This window comes from Advenella kashmirensis W13003, assembly GCF_000506985.1.
Lineage (GTDB): Bacteria > Pseudomonadota > Gammaproteobacteria > Burkholderiales > Burkholderiaceae_B > Advenella > Advenella kashmirensis_A.
On sequence record NZ_KI650981.1, the window covers coordinates 127,834 to 141,791 of the forward strand.

The window sequence follows — 13,958 nt, forward strand, 5'->3', positions numbered from 1 at the left end:
GATTCTGCGTGTTAATATCACGGGCTTATCTGTATCTTTGCACTGTCGCGGAGCGTCGTCTCTTTTTTATAACGTTCAGGCAAATCAGGTAAACCGTCGGATAACAAGGCTGGGCGCCTGCACTTTTGTTGTACAGGGTGCGGGGCTGTATCCCGTCTCTTGCGGTCCGCTTCAAACTCAAAATTTAGGAAATACATCATGAAGACCTTTGTGGCCAAGCCCCATGAAGTCAAACGTGACTGGTATGTTATTGATGCAAAAGGCAAAGTCCTTGGTCGTGTAGCCAGCGAAGTTGCACGCCGTTTGCGCGGTAAACATAAGCCGGAATTTACCCCTCACGTTGACACAGGCGATTACATCGTCATTATTAACGCAGCTGATATCGTTGTAACAGGCGCCAAAACGGAAGACAAAAAATACTTCCGTCATACCGGCTATCCTGGCGGCATCTACGAAACCAACTTCCGGAAAATGCAAGAGCGTTTCCCTGGTCGTGCGATCGAAAAAGCCGTTAAGGGCATGCTGCCAAAAGGTCCCCTGGGTTACGCCATGATCAAGAAGCTCAAGGTGTACGCGGGTGCCGAGCATCCTCATACTGCCCAGCAGCCTAAAACGCTGGAATTTTAAGGATAAATCATGATCGGTAATTGGAATTATGGAACGGGCCGTCGTAAAACGTCAGTTGCCCGTGTGTTTCTGAAAAAAGGTTCAGGCAATATTGTTGTCAACGGCAAGCCGGTTGACCAGTATTTCGCTCGTGAAACAGGTCGCATGGTTGTACGCCAGCCCCTGGTGCTCACCGAGTTGAATGAATCATTCGATTTCCACATCAACGTACACGGCGGCGGCGAAAGCGGTCAGGCCGGTGCAGTGCGCCACGGTATCACCCGTGCACTGATCGACTACGATGCGACGCTCAAACCTGCGCTGTCAAAAGCCGGCTTTGTGACACGTGATGCTCGTGAAGTTGAGCGTAAGAAAGTGGGTTTCCACAAGGCACGTCGTCGCAAGCAGTTCAGCAAACGCTAATTGTTTCGGGATATGTCGAAAAGGCCGCTTTTGCGGCCTTTTTCTTTTGGATTCTTTATAATAGTTTTCTGCACGAAAAATTAAACGAGATACGACAAAATGGCTTCTTCCTCTTCAACCGTAAAAGTAGGTATTGTGGGTGGCACGGGTTACACGGGAGTGGAGCTGTTGCGACTGCTGGCTGCGCATCCCGGCGTCAAGCTGCATGCCATTACATCGCGCAAGGAAGAGGGCATGCCGGTATCCGATATGTTCCCCAATCTGCGTGGGCATGTTGATCTGGCGTTTTCGACGCCGGAAAACGCCGCGCTTACCGAATGCGATGTCGTCTTTTTTGCCACCCCGCATGGCGTGGCCATGGCTCAGGCACGTGAACTTATCGACGCAGGTGTCAAGGTCATTGATCTGGCTGCCGATTTTCGCCTGCAGGATACCGCCGTTTTCGAAAAATGGTACAAAATGCCGCATAGCTGTCCCGATATTCTGGCCGACAGCGCCTATGGCCTGGTTGAGCTGAACCGCAAGCGGATCGCCGACGCGCGGGTCATCGGTAATCCGGGCTGCTATCCCACCACAGTCATTCTGGGGCTGGCGCCGCTGCTGGAGAAAAAACTGGTCAAGCTCGACAACATTATTGCCGACTGCAAGTCCGGTGTGTCGGGCGCGGGCCGCAAGGCCGAGGTCAGCACCCTGTATTCCGAAGCCGGCGACAATTTCAAGGCGTATGGCGTGGCTGGCCATCGGCATCACCCGGAAATCACAGAGCAATTGACAACACTGGCCGGCGAACCTGTCAAGCTGACGTTCGTGCCCCATCTGGTGCCCATGATTCGCGGCATGCTGTCTACAATCTACGTGACCATCAACGACGAAGCCCTGCAGACTGATTTCCAGGCGCTGTACGAAAACCGCTATGCCAACGAACCATTCGTTGATGTCATGCCGGCCGGCAGCCAGCCCGAAACGCGTTCCGTTCGCGCGTCAAACACGCTGCGGATTGCCGTGCACCGGCCCGGCAACGGCAATCAGCTTATTATCATCGTGATCCAGGATAATCTGGTCAAGGGTGCCGCAGGCCAGGCTGTGCAAAACATGAATCTGCTTTTTGGTCTTCCCGAACAGACCGGACTCGGCGGCGTGGCCATTCTGCCTTGATTTCGCGGATATGAGCATGATCGCGCGCGGATTTCTGTTTCTGGTGGGTGTCACGCTGGGTGCCAGTGGCGGGTATTACTATACCCATAACATGATGCAGCGTGAAATGCTCAGCCAGAAGTCCGAGCTGTCAGACGAGCTGTCGCATGCGCTGATGCAGGAAAAAATCAAACTGACCGCGCTGCAGAGTCGGCTGGATACCTCAGAAGCACAGCTCACGATAGACAAGGCGACCATTGCCGAATATGGCAGCCAGGTCAAGAAGCTGCAGGACGATTTGTCGCGGACCTCCGAGCAATTGTCGTTTTACGATCAGCTGGTGCCTGCCGGGCCGCAAGGGGCAATCAGTGTGCGTGGTTTTGATGCGGTCGTTGAAGGGCGGCGGGTGCGTTTCAAAGTGCTGGTGTCGCGCCAGGCGCAGGCGGGAACGGTCTTCAAGGGCGAGCTCAAGTTCACGGCAACCGGTATGCTGAAAGGCAAAGAGGCCACGGTAGACCTGATCCCGGACACCGTGGAGCATGCCAGCACCGGCTTAGACAGCATTCCGCCGGTTACCGACTTGAAAAAAATTCCTCCTGCTCCCATATTGGAATTGAATTTTGAAACTATTCAGCGAATTCAGGGCTTGTTGATGTTCCCCGAAGGATTCGTTCCCCATAAGATCACCATGCGCGTGCTCGAGGGCAAGACGGTACGCGTCTCGCGTACCTCCGAATTGTCGCCCTGATTGCGCCCTATGGTAAAATGAAGTTCTGCTAACGGTGGCTGTATCCCACCAGGAGTCTAAAAATGAGTACTGTTCTCGAATCTGTCGATCTGCAAGCCCCTCCCGTGCCATTGCTTTTTACCGAAGCGGCAGCCACAAAGGTCAAAGACCTGCTGATCGATGAAGGTAATCCCGAGCTGAAACTGCGCGTCTTTGTGCAGGGTGGCGGTTGTTCCGGCTTCCAGTATGGGTTCACGTTCGATGAGGTCGTCAACGAAGACGACACCACCATTGATAAAAACGGGGTGCAACTGCTGGTTGATCCCATGAGCTTCCAGTATCTGGTGGGTGCCGAGATCGACTACAAGGAAGATATTGAAGGCTCGCAGTTCGTGATTCGCAATCCGAACGCAACCACAACTTGCGGTTGCGGCTCTTCATTCTCGGTTTAAGTCAGTCAGAAACGTGTGCGTCGGCAGATTCACCCGCCGACGCTGGCTTGATCGTGCGGGACAAAAGCCCGCGCTATCTGCATGCGCAACAGCCACAACAGCCAGTCAGCGGATGTCACTGACATGCGCTTAAGCGATGTGTGGTGGCTTTGCTGTTCAAATGGGCCTTCCCAAAAAAACCGGTGCACTGAGTGGCCGGTTTTTTTGCGTCTTTTTCCTGTCTTGGTAACCGCTCAGGCGGGATACAGACATCCCAGTATGGTTTTTTTGCGAGCACCGGTCACTGATGGCGTCCCCGCGGCGTGTCCGGACATAAATGCATGGGCGAGCCAGGCAAAGGCCAGCGCTTCCATGGCTTGCGAGGGAATCCCGTGCTCGTCGCTGGTACTCAGCGGGATGTCGGGCAGGTGCGCCTGCAGGTCGTCGAGCAACGCCCGGTTGCCGGTGCCGCCACCGCAGACGATCAGGGCGCGCGTATCGGCGGCATGGGTGCGAATGGCCTGAGCGACGGTTTCCGCAGTAAAAGCGCGCAGCGTCGCCTGTACATCCTGCGCTGAAAGACTGGAAAATCCGCCCAGTCGCGCCTGCAGCCACTCAAGGTTGAACAGATCACGTCCCGTGGATTTAGGTGGCGGGAGCGCCAGCCAGGGCTCATTGTTTATCAGTGTTTGCAACAATGGAGTGTCCACCTGACCGCCGGCAGACCAAGCGCCTGCATCATCATATGGCTGGCCGGTATGCGCCTGGCACCACATATCCAGTAGCACATTGGCCGGCCCCGTATCGAATCCGATCACTTCGTGCCCGGGACGAATCACGCTGATATTGGCAATGCCACCCAGATTGAGTACCGTAACCGTCTGGTCGGACGCAAAAATGGCTTCGTGAAAAGCGGGCACCAGTGGCGCGCCCTGACCACCGGCTGCCACGTCGCGGCTGCGAAAATCCGCGATCACAGCAATGGCCGTCGCCTCGGCAAGGCGGGCTGGCGCATTCAATTGAATCGTGAATCCCAATTCGGGGCGATGCCTGACCGTTTGTCCGTGCGCGCCGATGGCAGTGACCGCCGAGGCGGGCAGTTGCGCCTGCGCCAGCAGGTCGTGTACGACCTGTGCATACAGATCGGCCAGCGCGCAGGCGGCCAGTCCGGCCCGCTCCAGCTCGTTGGAGCCGGCGCGGTTTAAATCCAGCAATTCTTTTTTCAGATGATCAGGCAAAGCGCGGGATGCCTGCGCGATGATTTGCGGCGGCTTGGCATCGGAAAACGCTGCCAGCACGCCGTCAGCGCCATCGGTGCTGGTGCCCGACATCAGGCCAATAAAATAGCGGGGTTCGTGCGCTTGCGTCATAAGCATCTGCCTGGCCGAAAAGGGTATAATTTAACATTGAAATATGCGCAAATGGGTTGAAATAGGCTGTTGTATGCCTTGGTTTGTCGCCAACCCCGCTCATTCGCCCATCTGTCCGCGCCCCAGGAACCCGAAATTTATGTCATCACCAGAATTACCAATCAGTCCGGAAGTTGAAAACGACCTGCAAACAGTCCTGCGCGGCTGCGATGAATTGCTGGTCCAGTCAGAATTTGCCGTCAAGCTGCAAAACAGTCGCAACACCGGTACGCCGCTGCGCATCAAGCTGGGTCTGGATCCCACTGCACCCGACATCCACCTGGGGCACACGGTAGTGCTCAATAAAATGCGCCAGCTGCAGGACATGGGCCATAACGTCATTTTCCTGATTGGCGATTTCACATCCATGATCGGCGATCCCAGTGGCCGCAATGCGACCCGTCCGCCACTCACGCGCGAGCAGATCGAAGTCAACGCCAAAACCTATTACGAACAGGCCAGCAAAGTCCTGGACCCTGCACGCACCGAGGTGCGCTACAACTCCGAATGGTGCGACCCCCTGGGCGCCCGCGGCATGATCCAGTTGGCGTCCCGCTATACGGTCGCCCGCATGATGGAGCGCGACGACTTCACCAAGCGTTTCAAGGGGGGTATTCCCATTTCGGTTCATGAATTCCTTTACCCGCTCATGCAGGGCTACGACTCGGTCGCGCTCAAGGCTGATCTCGAGTTGGGCGGAACCGACCAGAAATTCAACCTGCTGGTCGGGCGCGAACTGCAAAAAGAATATGGCCAGCCGGCCCAGTGCATTCTGACTATGCCGCTGCTGGAGGGCCTGGACGGGGTCGACAAAATGTCCAAGTCCAAGAACAACTATATCGGCATTACAGAAACCCCGGACTCCATGTTCGGCAAGCTCATGTCCATTTCCGATACATTAATGTGGCGTTATTATGAATTACTTTCATTCAAGTCGCTGCAGGACATTGCTACACTTGCGCAGCAGGTCAAAGAGGGTAAAAACCCGCGCGATGTGAAGGTAGAGCTGGCCCAGGAAATCATCGGGCGTTTTCATTCCAAGGCCGATGCCCAAAGTGCATTGGCCAACTTCGAGGCGCGTTTCCGCGATGGCGCCATTCCGGACGACATGCCCGAAATCAATCTCGGACCCGCGCCGCTTGGCATTCTGCGCATTCTGAAAGAAGCCGGCCTGGCCAGTTCGGGCACCGAAGCCGGCCGCAATGTGCAACAGGGCGGTGTGCGGGTCGATTCCCAGCGTGTGGAAGACAAGAATCTGCAGTTGGGCGCAGGAACATATGTGGTGCAGGTCGGTAAACGTAAATTTGCAAGGGTAACGGTAAATGCCTGATGGATATTTTTCCATCATGAGCGGTCAGCGCGGCAGATTGATGTCGCAGCTGGCAAAGAAAACGACAGGCAACACAAGCCACGTTGCCTGACGTGCCTTGCCGCGCCAACAGCGCGGTTTTGATCTGTTTTATTGAATGTGAGGGGATGTCATGAAACTCAACAGCCAGTCATTTGAGAACGAAAAAGCAATCAGTCCGGTCAATGCTTTTGCCAAACCAGACGCTCAGACGCACATGATTCTGTCGGATAACAAGAATCCGCATCTGGCCTGGTCCGATATTCCAGAGGGCACCCGCTCTTTCGTGGTTTTGTGTGTGGACAAAGACGTACCCAGCAAACCCGATGACGTCAACCAGGCCGATCGCGAAGTGCCTGCCGATCTGCCTCGGGTAGATTTCTATCACTGGGGCCTGATCGATATTCCCGCCTCTGTCACCGAGATCGCCGAAGGCGAGTTTTCCAGCGGCGTGACACCAAAAGGGAAAAGCGGCCCGCTGGCAGCCAAAGACATGCGCCAGGGTGTGAATGACTTCACCAACTGGTTTGCAGGTGATCACGATATGGAAGGCGACTACTTCGGTTATGACGGTCCGTGCCCACCCTTTAACGATGCGCTGGTACACCGCTATTACTTTACGGTCTATGCGCTGGACATCGAATCGCTGCCGCTGACCGGTCGTTTCACCTGCGCCGATGTCGCCCAGGCCATTGAGCCGCACGTGCTGGGCCAGGCGACGGTCATGGGTCTGTACTCGCTGAATCCCAAGGTTTCATTTTAAATTTTATTCATCTAAGCGATTTATTATAGGATACGTTATGTTTGACCGCTCTCTAACTCTTGACAAGGTAGATCCTGAACTCTGGAGTGCCATTCAAAAGGAAAACACACGTCAGGAGCAGCACATTGAGCTGATTGCTTCTGAAAACTACACCAGCCCGGCAGTCATGCAGGCGCAGGGTACTCAACTGACCAACAAATACGCAGAAGGCTATCCTGGCAAGCGCTATTATGGTGGTTGCGAGTTTGTGGATATTGCAGAAGAACTGGCCATCAGCCGCCTGAAAGAGCTGTTCGGTGCAGAAGCGGTCAACGTACAGCCTAATTCCGGTTCGCAAGCCAACCAGGGCGTTTACATGGCCGTGCTCAAACCCGGCGATACCGTGCTGGGCATGAGCCTGGCCGAGGGTGGGCACCTGACACACGGCGCCTCTGTCAACGCGTCGGGCAAACTGTACAACTTCATCCCCTATGGACTGGACGAGAACGAAGTACTCAACTACGCCCAGGTAGAACAACTGGCCAAAGAACACAAACCCAAGATGATTGTGGCCGGCGCTTCTGCCTATTCACTGCAAATCGATTTCGAACGCCTGGCGAAGATCGCCCGCGACAATGGCGCATACCTGATGGTCGATATCGCTCACTATGCAGGTCTGGTCGCAGGTGGGCAATACCCGAACCCGGTTCCTCATGCTGACTTTGTGACGTCCACAACGCACAAATCATTGCGTGGCCCTCGCGGCGGCGTCATCATGATGAAGGCCGAGTACGAAAAGATCATCAATTCCGCCATCTTCCCCGGCATTCAGGGTGGTCCGCTCATGCACGTGATCGCCGGCAAGGCCGTCGCATTCAAAGAAGCACTCAGCCCCGAGTTTTCGACCTACGCGGCACAGGTCGTGGCCAACGCCAAGGTGCTGGCCGACACACTGGTCAAGCGCGGCTTGCGTATTGTGTCCGGCAAAACCGAGAGCCACGTCATGCTGGTGGACCTGCGCGCCAAAGGCATTACCGGTAAAGTTGCAGAAGCCCGCCTGGGTGATGCGCATATCACGGTCAATAAAAATGCCATTCCGAATGATCCGGAAAAACCATTTGTGACCAGCGGTATCCGCCTGGGAACACCGGCCATGACAACACGCGGATTCTCTGAAGCCGAAGCAGAGTTGACCGCCAACCTGATTGCCGATGTCCTGGATAATCCCGATGATGAAGCCAATATCGCGGCGGTTCGTGCTAAAGTGAACGAACTTACTGCGCGCTTCCCTGTTTACAAATAAATCGCGCGTCAACCTCTACGCGATAACGCCATTGCCCGGCACAGGACTTCTGCAATATGAAATGCCCGTTTTGTTCACACCACGATACACAGGTTATGGACTCGCGGGTATCCGAAGAGGGCGACACGATTCGTCGGCGTCGCCGTTGCCTGTCCTGCGACCGGCGTTTCACGACTTACGAACGGATCGAATTGGCCATGCCGGCTGTGGTCAAGCGCAACGGCACCCGTGTTGAATTCGATCCTGCCAAGCTGCAGGCCAGTCTGCGGCTGGCGCTGCGCAAGCGTCCGGTCAGCACGGAATTGCTGGAGCGTGCCGTTGCACGTATCCAGGAAACCCTGCTCAACATCCCGGAAAAGGAAGTGTCCACCGACCATATCGGTGAACTGGTCATGAATGAGCTCAAGCAGTTGGATCAGGTTGCCTATGTGCGATTTGCTTCGGTCTACAAGAGCTTTCAGGATATTGAAGAGTTCGTCAATGCCATCAAGGAAATGCAAAAGCCGGTCAAGCCACACAACGGTGGTCGCGCCGATTCTTCCGGCGCAGCCTGAGGGCGCGTATGGGTATGGCGACAACAGGCGGCTCTGTGCTATGCGTCTGCGCCAGAACGCGAATCGTTCTCTGACTATCGGAAACCTCATCAATGACTGACCAGGATTATATGAATCGGGCGCTGGAACTTGCCCGAAGCGTGATGGTGAGCACCAGTCCCAATCCGCGCGTTGGCTGCGTGATCGTCAGTAACGGGCAGATTCTTGGCGAGGGCGCTACCCAGCCGCCAGGCGGGCCGCACGCCGAAGTCTGCGCCATTCGTGACGCCCAACAAAAGGGCCACGAGCTGCGTGGTACCACCTTTTATGTCACCCTTGAACCCTGCAGCCACTATGGCCGCACACCACCTTGCGTCGATGCTCTGCTGGCCGTCGAACCGGCGCGGGTCGTGATTGCTGCCCGCGACCCCAACCCGTTGGTAAGTGGCGCGGGAATCCGCAAGTTACAGGAAGCTGGCATTATCGTTGATCTTGGGCTGGGTCTGGAACAGGCACTGGAAATCAACCCGGGATTCGTCTCGCGCATGAGCATACAGCGCCCCTGGGTGCGCATGAAAATCGCCAGCACTCTGGATGGCAAGGTCGCGTTGAATAACGGTCGCTCCCAGTGGATTACCGGCAGCGCCGCCCGACTCGACGGTCACCACTGGCGCGCCCGTGCGTGCGTCATTCTGACGGGCTCAGGGACGGTTCGCGACGATGACCCTTTGCTCACAGTGCGCGGCGTCGACACCCCCCGACAGCCGGTCCGCGCGGTCATCGACAGCCAGTTTGCTATCGACGAAGACGCTCGGCTGTTTGACGGTGGCCCTGTCTGGATTTTTGTGACCGAGTACAACGCTGACAAGGCAGCACGTCTGGCAGCCCGCAATGTGCGCGTCATTACAGTGGCAGAGAAAAACAATCATGTTGATCTGAAGGCCGTCATGGCCTGGCTGGGTCAGCAGGATATCAACGAGGTGCATGTGGAAGCCGGGCCGGGTCTTAACGGCGCATTGTTGCAGGCAGGCTGTGTTGACGAATTGCTGGTCTACATGGCGCCGAAGATCCTGGGCGAGGCCCGTTCGGCTGTCGCACACCGACCGTTTACAGTCCTGGCCGATGCCTATCAATTTGCCTTTTTCGATACCACAGCGTGTGGCGATGACCTGCGCCTGCGCGCCAGACTGCCCATGCGCTGGAATCAATTACAATTGCAATCTGGCGCAACACCGACGTCAGACACGGAGTAAGCATGTTTACAGGAATCATCAGCGGCGTGGGCCGCATCAGCGAAGTCAAGCCGGCCGGGGCGAGCGCCGACGATGGCGTGCATCTGACCATCGAAGCCAATAATTTTGATATGTCCGGCATCGGGCTGGGCGATTCAATCGCTGTGCAGGGCGCCTGCATGACAGTCGTATCACAGGAGCAGGGCACCTTCCAGGTTGACGTCTCACGTGAAAGTCTCGACAAAACCACGGGGCTGGATGCCGTGGGCAGTGTAAACCTGGAGCGTTCGCTCAAGCTGGGCGATTCCCTGGACGGGCATCTGGTCTCGGGCCATGTGGACGGCATGGGTGAAGTCACTCGGTTTGACGAGGTCGGGGAATCGCACGAGTTGCGGATTCAGGTACCGACTGAATTGTCGAAATACCTGGCTTACAAGGGTTCCGTGACGGTCAATGGGGTGAGTTTGACCGTCAATTCAGTTGAAGATAATGCGAATGGCTGTGAAATCAGCATCAACATCATTCCGCATACGTTGCAGGTCACTACACTCGGGCAACTGAAAGCGGGGTCTAAAGTGAATCTTGAGATTGATATGATTGCGCGTTATGTCGAAAGGATGCTAAAATAGCAGGCTATGTCGAGAACGGGGTCGTGGCTGAGTGGTTAATAAGGCAAGGCTCGCAGTAGCGTTCTGAATATCAGGGTCGGTGGCCGAGTGGCTGAAGGCGCACGCTTGGAAAGCGTGTATACGGTAACGTATCGGGGGTTCGAATCCCCCCCAACCCGCCAGTGTTACACAGCAAATCCAATAAAATCAATAAGTTATAAAATTTGGATTTTGCCTGATTGTGCTGGATTATGGCTGTTTGTGGTGGGTTTTGCCACTATTACGCCACTCATGAAAATGTGTCCACAGCCTTTTCACCCGCGGCAATATTGGCATCTGGCATCCACTTGCCGTACACTTTCGCAATCATTGTCCAGTCTGCATGTCCCATTTGATCAGCAACCCACATCGGATGCTCTCCAGCCGAGAGCATCATACTGGCGTAGGCGAAGAAGCCACATCAGTTTGTGGCTGTGGTGTGGGGTTTGCGAAACGGGACGGGAAACGTAGCTATTTTGATCGAACTCTAGCTAGATCGGCTTAAAAATTATTGAAATCTACTTCAATGCAAGCTGCTCTGAGAACAACTCCCAGTTGTTTTCGTGGGGCTCCAAATCACTTGCATAGTATCTATTGTCCAGGGATCTAAAGTTCCGCGGGCGGCGCCAGGAATGTTTAGATATAAATTCTCGGTAATTGTTTGCGCAAATATTTTGCAAATCACTTTTCTTCAAGATGAAGAACCTATCTTTTTGATCCGTATCGGGCATTGCAAGCAATACGCAAACGTATATTAAATCTGGATTTGGTATTGAGTGGTTTCCACCATCGATTTGACGCCTGTTCTCTTCATCAATTTCTATATTAATCCATAGGTTCGCGGATGTTGGCCAACTGATGCCTCGAGATGTTTTTACTTGGACGGGAAGGGTTTTGAGTGAATTGTCAGCCACGATAAGGTCAAACTCTGGTACGTTACCTGTAAATGATGTGGCTATGTATCCTCGCCGCCCTAATTCGGCACAAACCAGAAATTCACCGACTTGCCCTGCAAGTTTATTGTTGAGTCCTTTGCTCATATTTTTATCCTAATTTATTCAGCCTCGATTAACGTCCAGGAGACTCGTTACGCATTTATTGCTCAACAAGAAGGACAGTTAAATAAAACCCGCCGGAGCGGGCAGGGCACAGTCTATATTGTTCAATGTGCGATTAATTTCTACCTATTACTACTTTATATACGGTACTAATCACTGTGCCACAATGTTGTACGAATGCGTCGTCCACTTGAATAAGAGTGTCTGGCTCGGAAATATCTCCTTCAAAGTAAAATGCTTCATTCGGCTGTTTCACGCGAAAGGGTAATTTTTTTGCTTTCGCAACGAGCTTCTTATAGCTGCGACCTTCTCCGTGTTTGAGCGCATTGATAGCATCTATCAAGTCTTCAAAGCCCTCTTTCAAGTCATTTTCGCCTTGTCGTTCTAATTCACTTTTGGCCTCGCGGAAGCCGTCTCTGCAGTCCAAACGACTCTGTAAGCTTGCCTCGAAAATTGAGAACATCCCAACCGCCAAAATTACTTTCTGCAGCTGTATCATCTTGAGTGTTTGAACGAGCCGTGTGGCCCCGCTCGTATGTAGAGCTTCTACTGTGGCCTCATTTGCAATTCGTAAGGCATCGAGAGTGAAAATTGCGCAATGTTCAGCAAGTTCGTCAAATTCATGCATATCGTTTCCAAGCTTGTATCAATTTAGGCTTCGAATTGTTGACTAGATAGTTAGGCCGAGATCTCACGGAAAACCTTCGACTTTAGTCCTTGATATTGCCGCCCAGTTGATCAAGACATTTTTTGGCTTAGTGATTGGTTCTTCCTTATCTTTGTCCCATTCAAAGTTACTCTCTAACAATGGACCTGGGATGTGTTGTTCAACGTCAACTGTCTTGGCCGTTGCGCGTCAATTAACTTGGCCGGTTGACGCGGAGTAGATACCACATCGTAACGCGCCCATTACTGAGGGGCAATCCTTATCTCTGTGTCACGGCTCCACCTTAGCCGCGTGCCCTCGATTTGAATATGTTTAGCAATAATAAATTCACACTTAAGTTTGTTAGCAACGCAGGCGCCAATCTTCTGGAAATAATCTAAATTCGCGTCAGCTTGAACCAAATTCAACAACTCACGACCAGCCTGTGTGAATAACTTGGTGTGTACTTCGGGCGTTTTGTCTCCTTTATTTTTGATTACAATTGCCTGACCTCCACCAATATGAAACCAATACCCATCTTTAAATCTTCGAACGCTTCCCGCTGATAAAAGCAAGCCTAAATCTTCCAATTCGAGCTGCGTCAAATATGGAACACCGTATTCATAAAATATATTATCTTCTGTAATGAGAAAAGCCCGCTCGGTTTCCCAAGTAGCCAAGGAAGCGAGATTTAAGAATATTTCCGCATCATTCTTGCCTAGCCGACTCATCACATGGAGAGTATTAAAAGAAAATCTTCCTGGCCTCTCTAATTCACCAGCTAAAATTTTTCCCCAAAGCATCCTCATTTCGTCGGAAGACACATGGCTGGCATAATCTTTCCATTTAAAAGACCAATCTGGATCGATTTGCTCTTCAGTCGGCTCAGATTTCGATTGTTGAAGCACCTCAAGCGCATGTTGCACGCTTTTCGACACGTTCATTTCTTTCTGCAACGCATCTGCCTTCTGATTCAAATCTACCAATTCCAAACCGTAAATGTACGGCTCTTTTCTTCCATCTGGCTTCAGTTGTTCTTCAATTAGTCCTTGTCTTAACCTCTCAACATGGTCCTTTGCAGCTTCCATTGCAATATAGTTTGCGACGTTGTGTTTAATCAGTTCCGGCGAATCTCGTCTAATTTTTGCTGCGCTTCCGAAGTAATCGAGTCCCTTTGCTGCAGTTCCGAAAATTGTAGCGATTATCCCGCCTGTTGGATCTGATGCCATATCCTCTCCTTAGGAAAAGGATATTGTATCTATAAGTTACTTCAACTTCGGTTCGTACTTATCAAGCATGTCCAAAAAAATAGCGACATATTGCCATCATGTCTGAACCCTTCTCCTCATCGATTATCGCCTTTAATACATTCAGTTTTTGCTCACTTTTGATTTTTGCTACATCGGAAAGAGTGGAATAGGCGTAATCAGCCATTGCACGTAATGCTAGTTGCATATTTAAAATCTTCTCTTTGCGTGAGTGTTTTCGCCAATCGCCTTGCTTATCTTGGAATTGGGGTTCGCTACCTGTGGGATCAAATATCACCCAGCAAAAATTTTCGAGGCATTTGCGCAAAAAACGTCCCGTGGAAGATACCGTATAGTATGTATTGAAAGAGGTTGAGCCTGAATTAGACAATTGAAACTATCTATACCTGAATCAGATATTTGAGTATTCGATATGTAGGAGGTTTTCGAAATGTCGCAGGAAAAATTAAAA

At 52.7% G+C, this 13,958-nt stretch carries 16 protein-coding genes and 1 tRNA gene; 12 read left to right on the forward strand and 5 right to left on the reverse strand.

Translation table 11 applies throughout. The annotated features are described in order from the left end of the window. Nucleotides 1–198 precede the first annotated feature (198 nt). The 5 genes from rplM (at nt 199) to erpA (ending at nt 3,342) form a co-directional block, all read left to right on the forward strand. Nucleotides 199–627: a 50S ribosomal protein L13 gene (gene rplM, locus W822_RS40160; protein WP_024006394.1), complete on the forward strand. Its 429-nt coding sequence runs from the start codon at nt 199–201 to the stop codon at nt 625–627. 9 nt (nt 628–636) lie between these two features. Then, a complete protein-coding gene (gene rpsI / locus W822_RS40165) occupies nt 637–1,029 on the forward strand; it encodes a 30S ribosomal protein S9 (protein WP_024006395.1) in 393 nt (130 codons plus the stop codon). 99 nt (nt 1,030–1,128) lie between these two features. Beyond that, nucleotides 1,129–2,184: an N-acetyl-gamma-glutamyl-phosphate reductase gene (argC, locus tag W822_RS40170; RefSeq protein WP_024006396.1), complete on the forward strand. Its 1,056-nt coding sequence runs from the start codon at nt 1,129–1,131 to the stop codon at nt 2,182–2,184. Between the two features lie 16 nt (nt 2,185–2,200). Further along, a complete protein-coding gene (locus W822_RS40175; RefSeq protein ID WP_024006397.1) occupies nt 2,201–2,911 on the forward strand; it encodes a DUF6776 family protein in 711 nt (236 codons plus the stop codon). Nucleotides 2,912–2,973: 62 nt separating this feature from the next. Further along, a complete protein-coding gene (gene erpA, locus W822_RS40180) occupies nt 2,974–3,342 on the forward strand; it encodes an iron-sulfur cluster insertion protein ErpA (protein WP_024006398.1) in 369 nt (122 codons plus the stop codon). A gap of 233 nt (nt 3,343–3,575) precedes the next feature. On the opposite strand, the gene W822_RS40185 is transcribed toward erpA, so the two are convergent. Next, nucleotides 3,576–4,691 (reverse strand): anhydro-N-acetylmuramic acid kinase, encoded by a 1,116-nt coding sequence (locus W822_RS40185; RefSeq protein ID WP_155848189.1) that lies wholly within the window; start codon nt 4,689–4,691, stop codon nt 3,576–3,578. A 139-nt stretch (nt 4,692–4,830) separates the two neighbouring features. On the opposite strand from W822_RS40185, the gene tyrS reads away from it, so the two are divergent. The 7 genes from tyrS (at nt 4,831) to W822_RS40220 (ending at nt 10,678) form a co-directional block, all read left to right on the forward strand. Then, nucleotides 4,831–6,060 (forward strand): tyrosine--tRNA ligase, encoded by a 1,230-nt coding sequence (gene tyrS, locus W822_RS40190; protein WP_024006400.1) that lies wholly within the window; start codon nt 4,831–4,833, stop codon nt 6,058–6,060. Nucleotides 6,061–6,211: 151 nt separating this feature from the next. Then, nucleotides 6,212–6,841 (forward strand): YbhB/YbcL family Raf kinase inhibitor-like protein, encoded by a 630-nt coding sequence (locus tag W822_RS40195; RefSeq protein WP_024006402.1) that lies wholly within the window; start codon nt 6,212–6,214, stop codon nt 6,839–6,841. 37 nt (nt 6,842–6,878) lie between these two features. Beyond that, a complete protein-coding gene (gene glyA / locus W822_RS40200) occupies nt 6,879–8,123 on the forward strand; it encodes a serine hydroxymethyltransferase (protein WP_024006403.1) in 1,245 nt (414 codons plus the stop codon). A gap of 56 nt (nt 8,124–8,179) precedes the next feature. Next, nucleotides 8,180–8,677, forward strand: coding sequence for a transcriptional regulator NrdR (gene nrdR / locus W822_RS40205; protein WP_024006404.1), 498 nt, complete (start codon nt 8,180–8,182; stop codon nt 8,675–8,677). A gap of 92 nt (nt 8,678–8,769) precedes the next feature. Then, on the forward strand, nt 8,770–9,909 hold the full coding sequence (gene ribD, locus W822_RS40210) for a bifunctional diaminohydroxyphosphoribosylaminopyrimidine deaminase/5-amino-6-(5-phosphoribosylamino)uracil reductase RibD (protein ID WP_024006405.1): 1,140 nt from the start codon (nt 8,770–8,772) through the stop codon (nt 9,907–9,909). A gap of 2 nt (nt 9,910–9,911) precedes the next feature. Continuing rightward, nucleotides 9,912–10,517, forward strand: coding sequence for a riboflavin synthase (locus W822_RS40215; protein WP_024006406.1), 606 nt, complete (start codon nt 9,912–9,914; stop codon nt 10,515–10,517). A 73-nt stretch (nt 10,518–10,590) separates the two neighbouring features. Continuing rightward, nucleotides 10,591–10,678: transfer RNA gene (locus W822_RS40220), tRNA-Ser, on the forward strand. A gap of 375 nt (nt 10,679–11,053) precedes the next feature. Here W822_RS40220 and W822_RS45960 read toward each other — a convergent pair. The 4 genes from W822_RS45960 to W822_RS0123905 form a co-directional block, all read right to left on the reverse strand. Next, a complete protein-coding gene (locus W822_RS45960) occupies nt 11,054–11,575 on the reverse strand; it encodes a hypothetical protein (RefSeq protein WP_024006408.1) in 522 nt (173 codons plus the stop codon). 133 nt (nt 11,576–11,708) lie between these two features. Continuing rightward, on the reverse strand, nt 11,709–12,221 hold the full coding sequence (locus tag W822_RS40235) for a hypothetical protein (RefSeq protein ID WP_024006409.1): 513 nt from the start codon (nt 12,219–12,221) through the stop codon (nt 11,709–11,711). 281 nt (nt 12,222–12,502) lie between these two features. Beyond that, nucleotides 12,503–13,468, reverse strand: coding sequence for a DUF2806 domain-containing protein (locus W822_RS40240; protein WP_024006410.1), 966 nt, complete (start codon nt 13,466–13,468; stop codon nt 12,503–12,505). Between the two features lie 61 nt (nt 13,469–13,529). Beyond that, entirely contained in the window at nt 13,530–13,877 is a 348-nt protein-coding gene (locus tag W822_RS0123905) for a hypothetical protein (RefSeq protein ID WP_155848190.1), read from the reverse strand. Nucleotides 13,878–13,958: the final 81 nt, after the last annotated feature.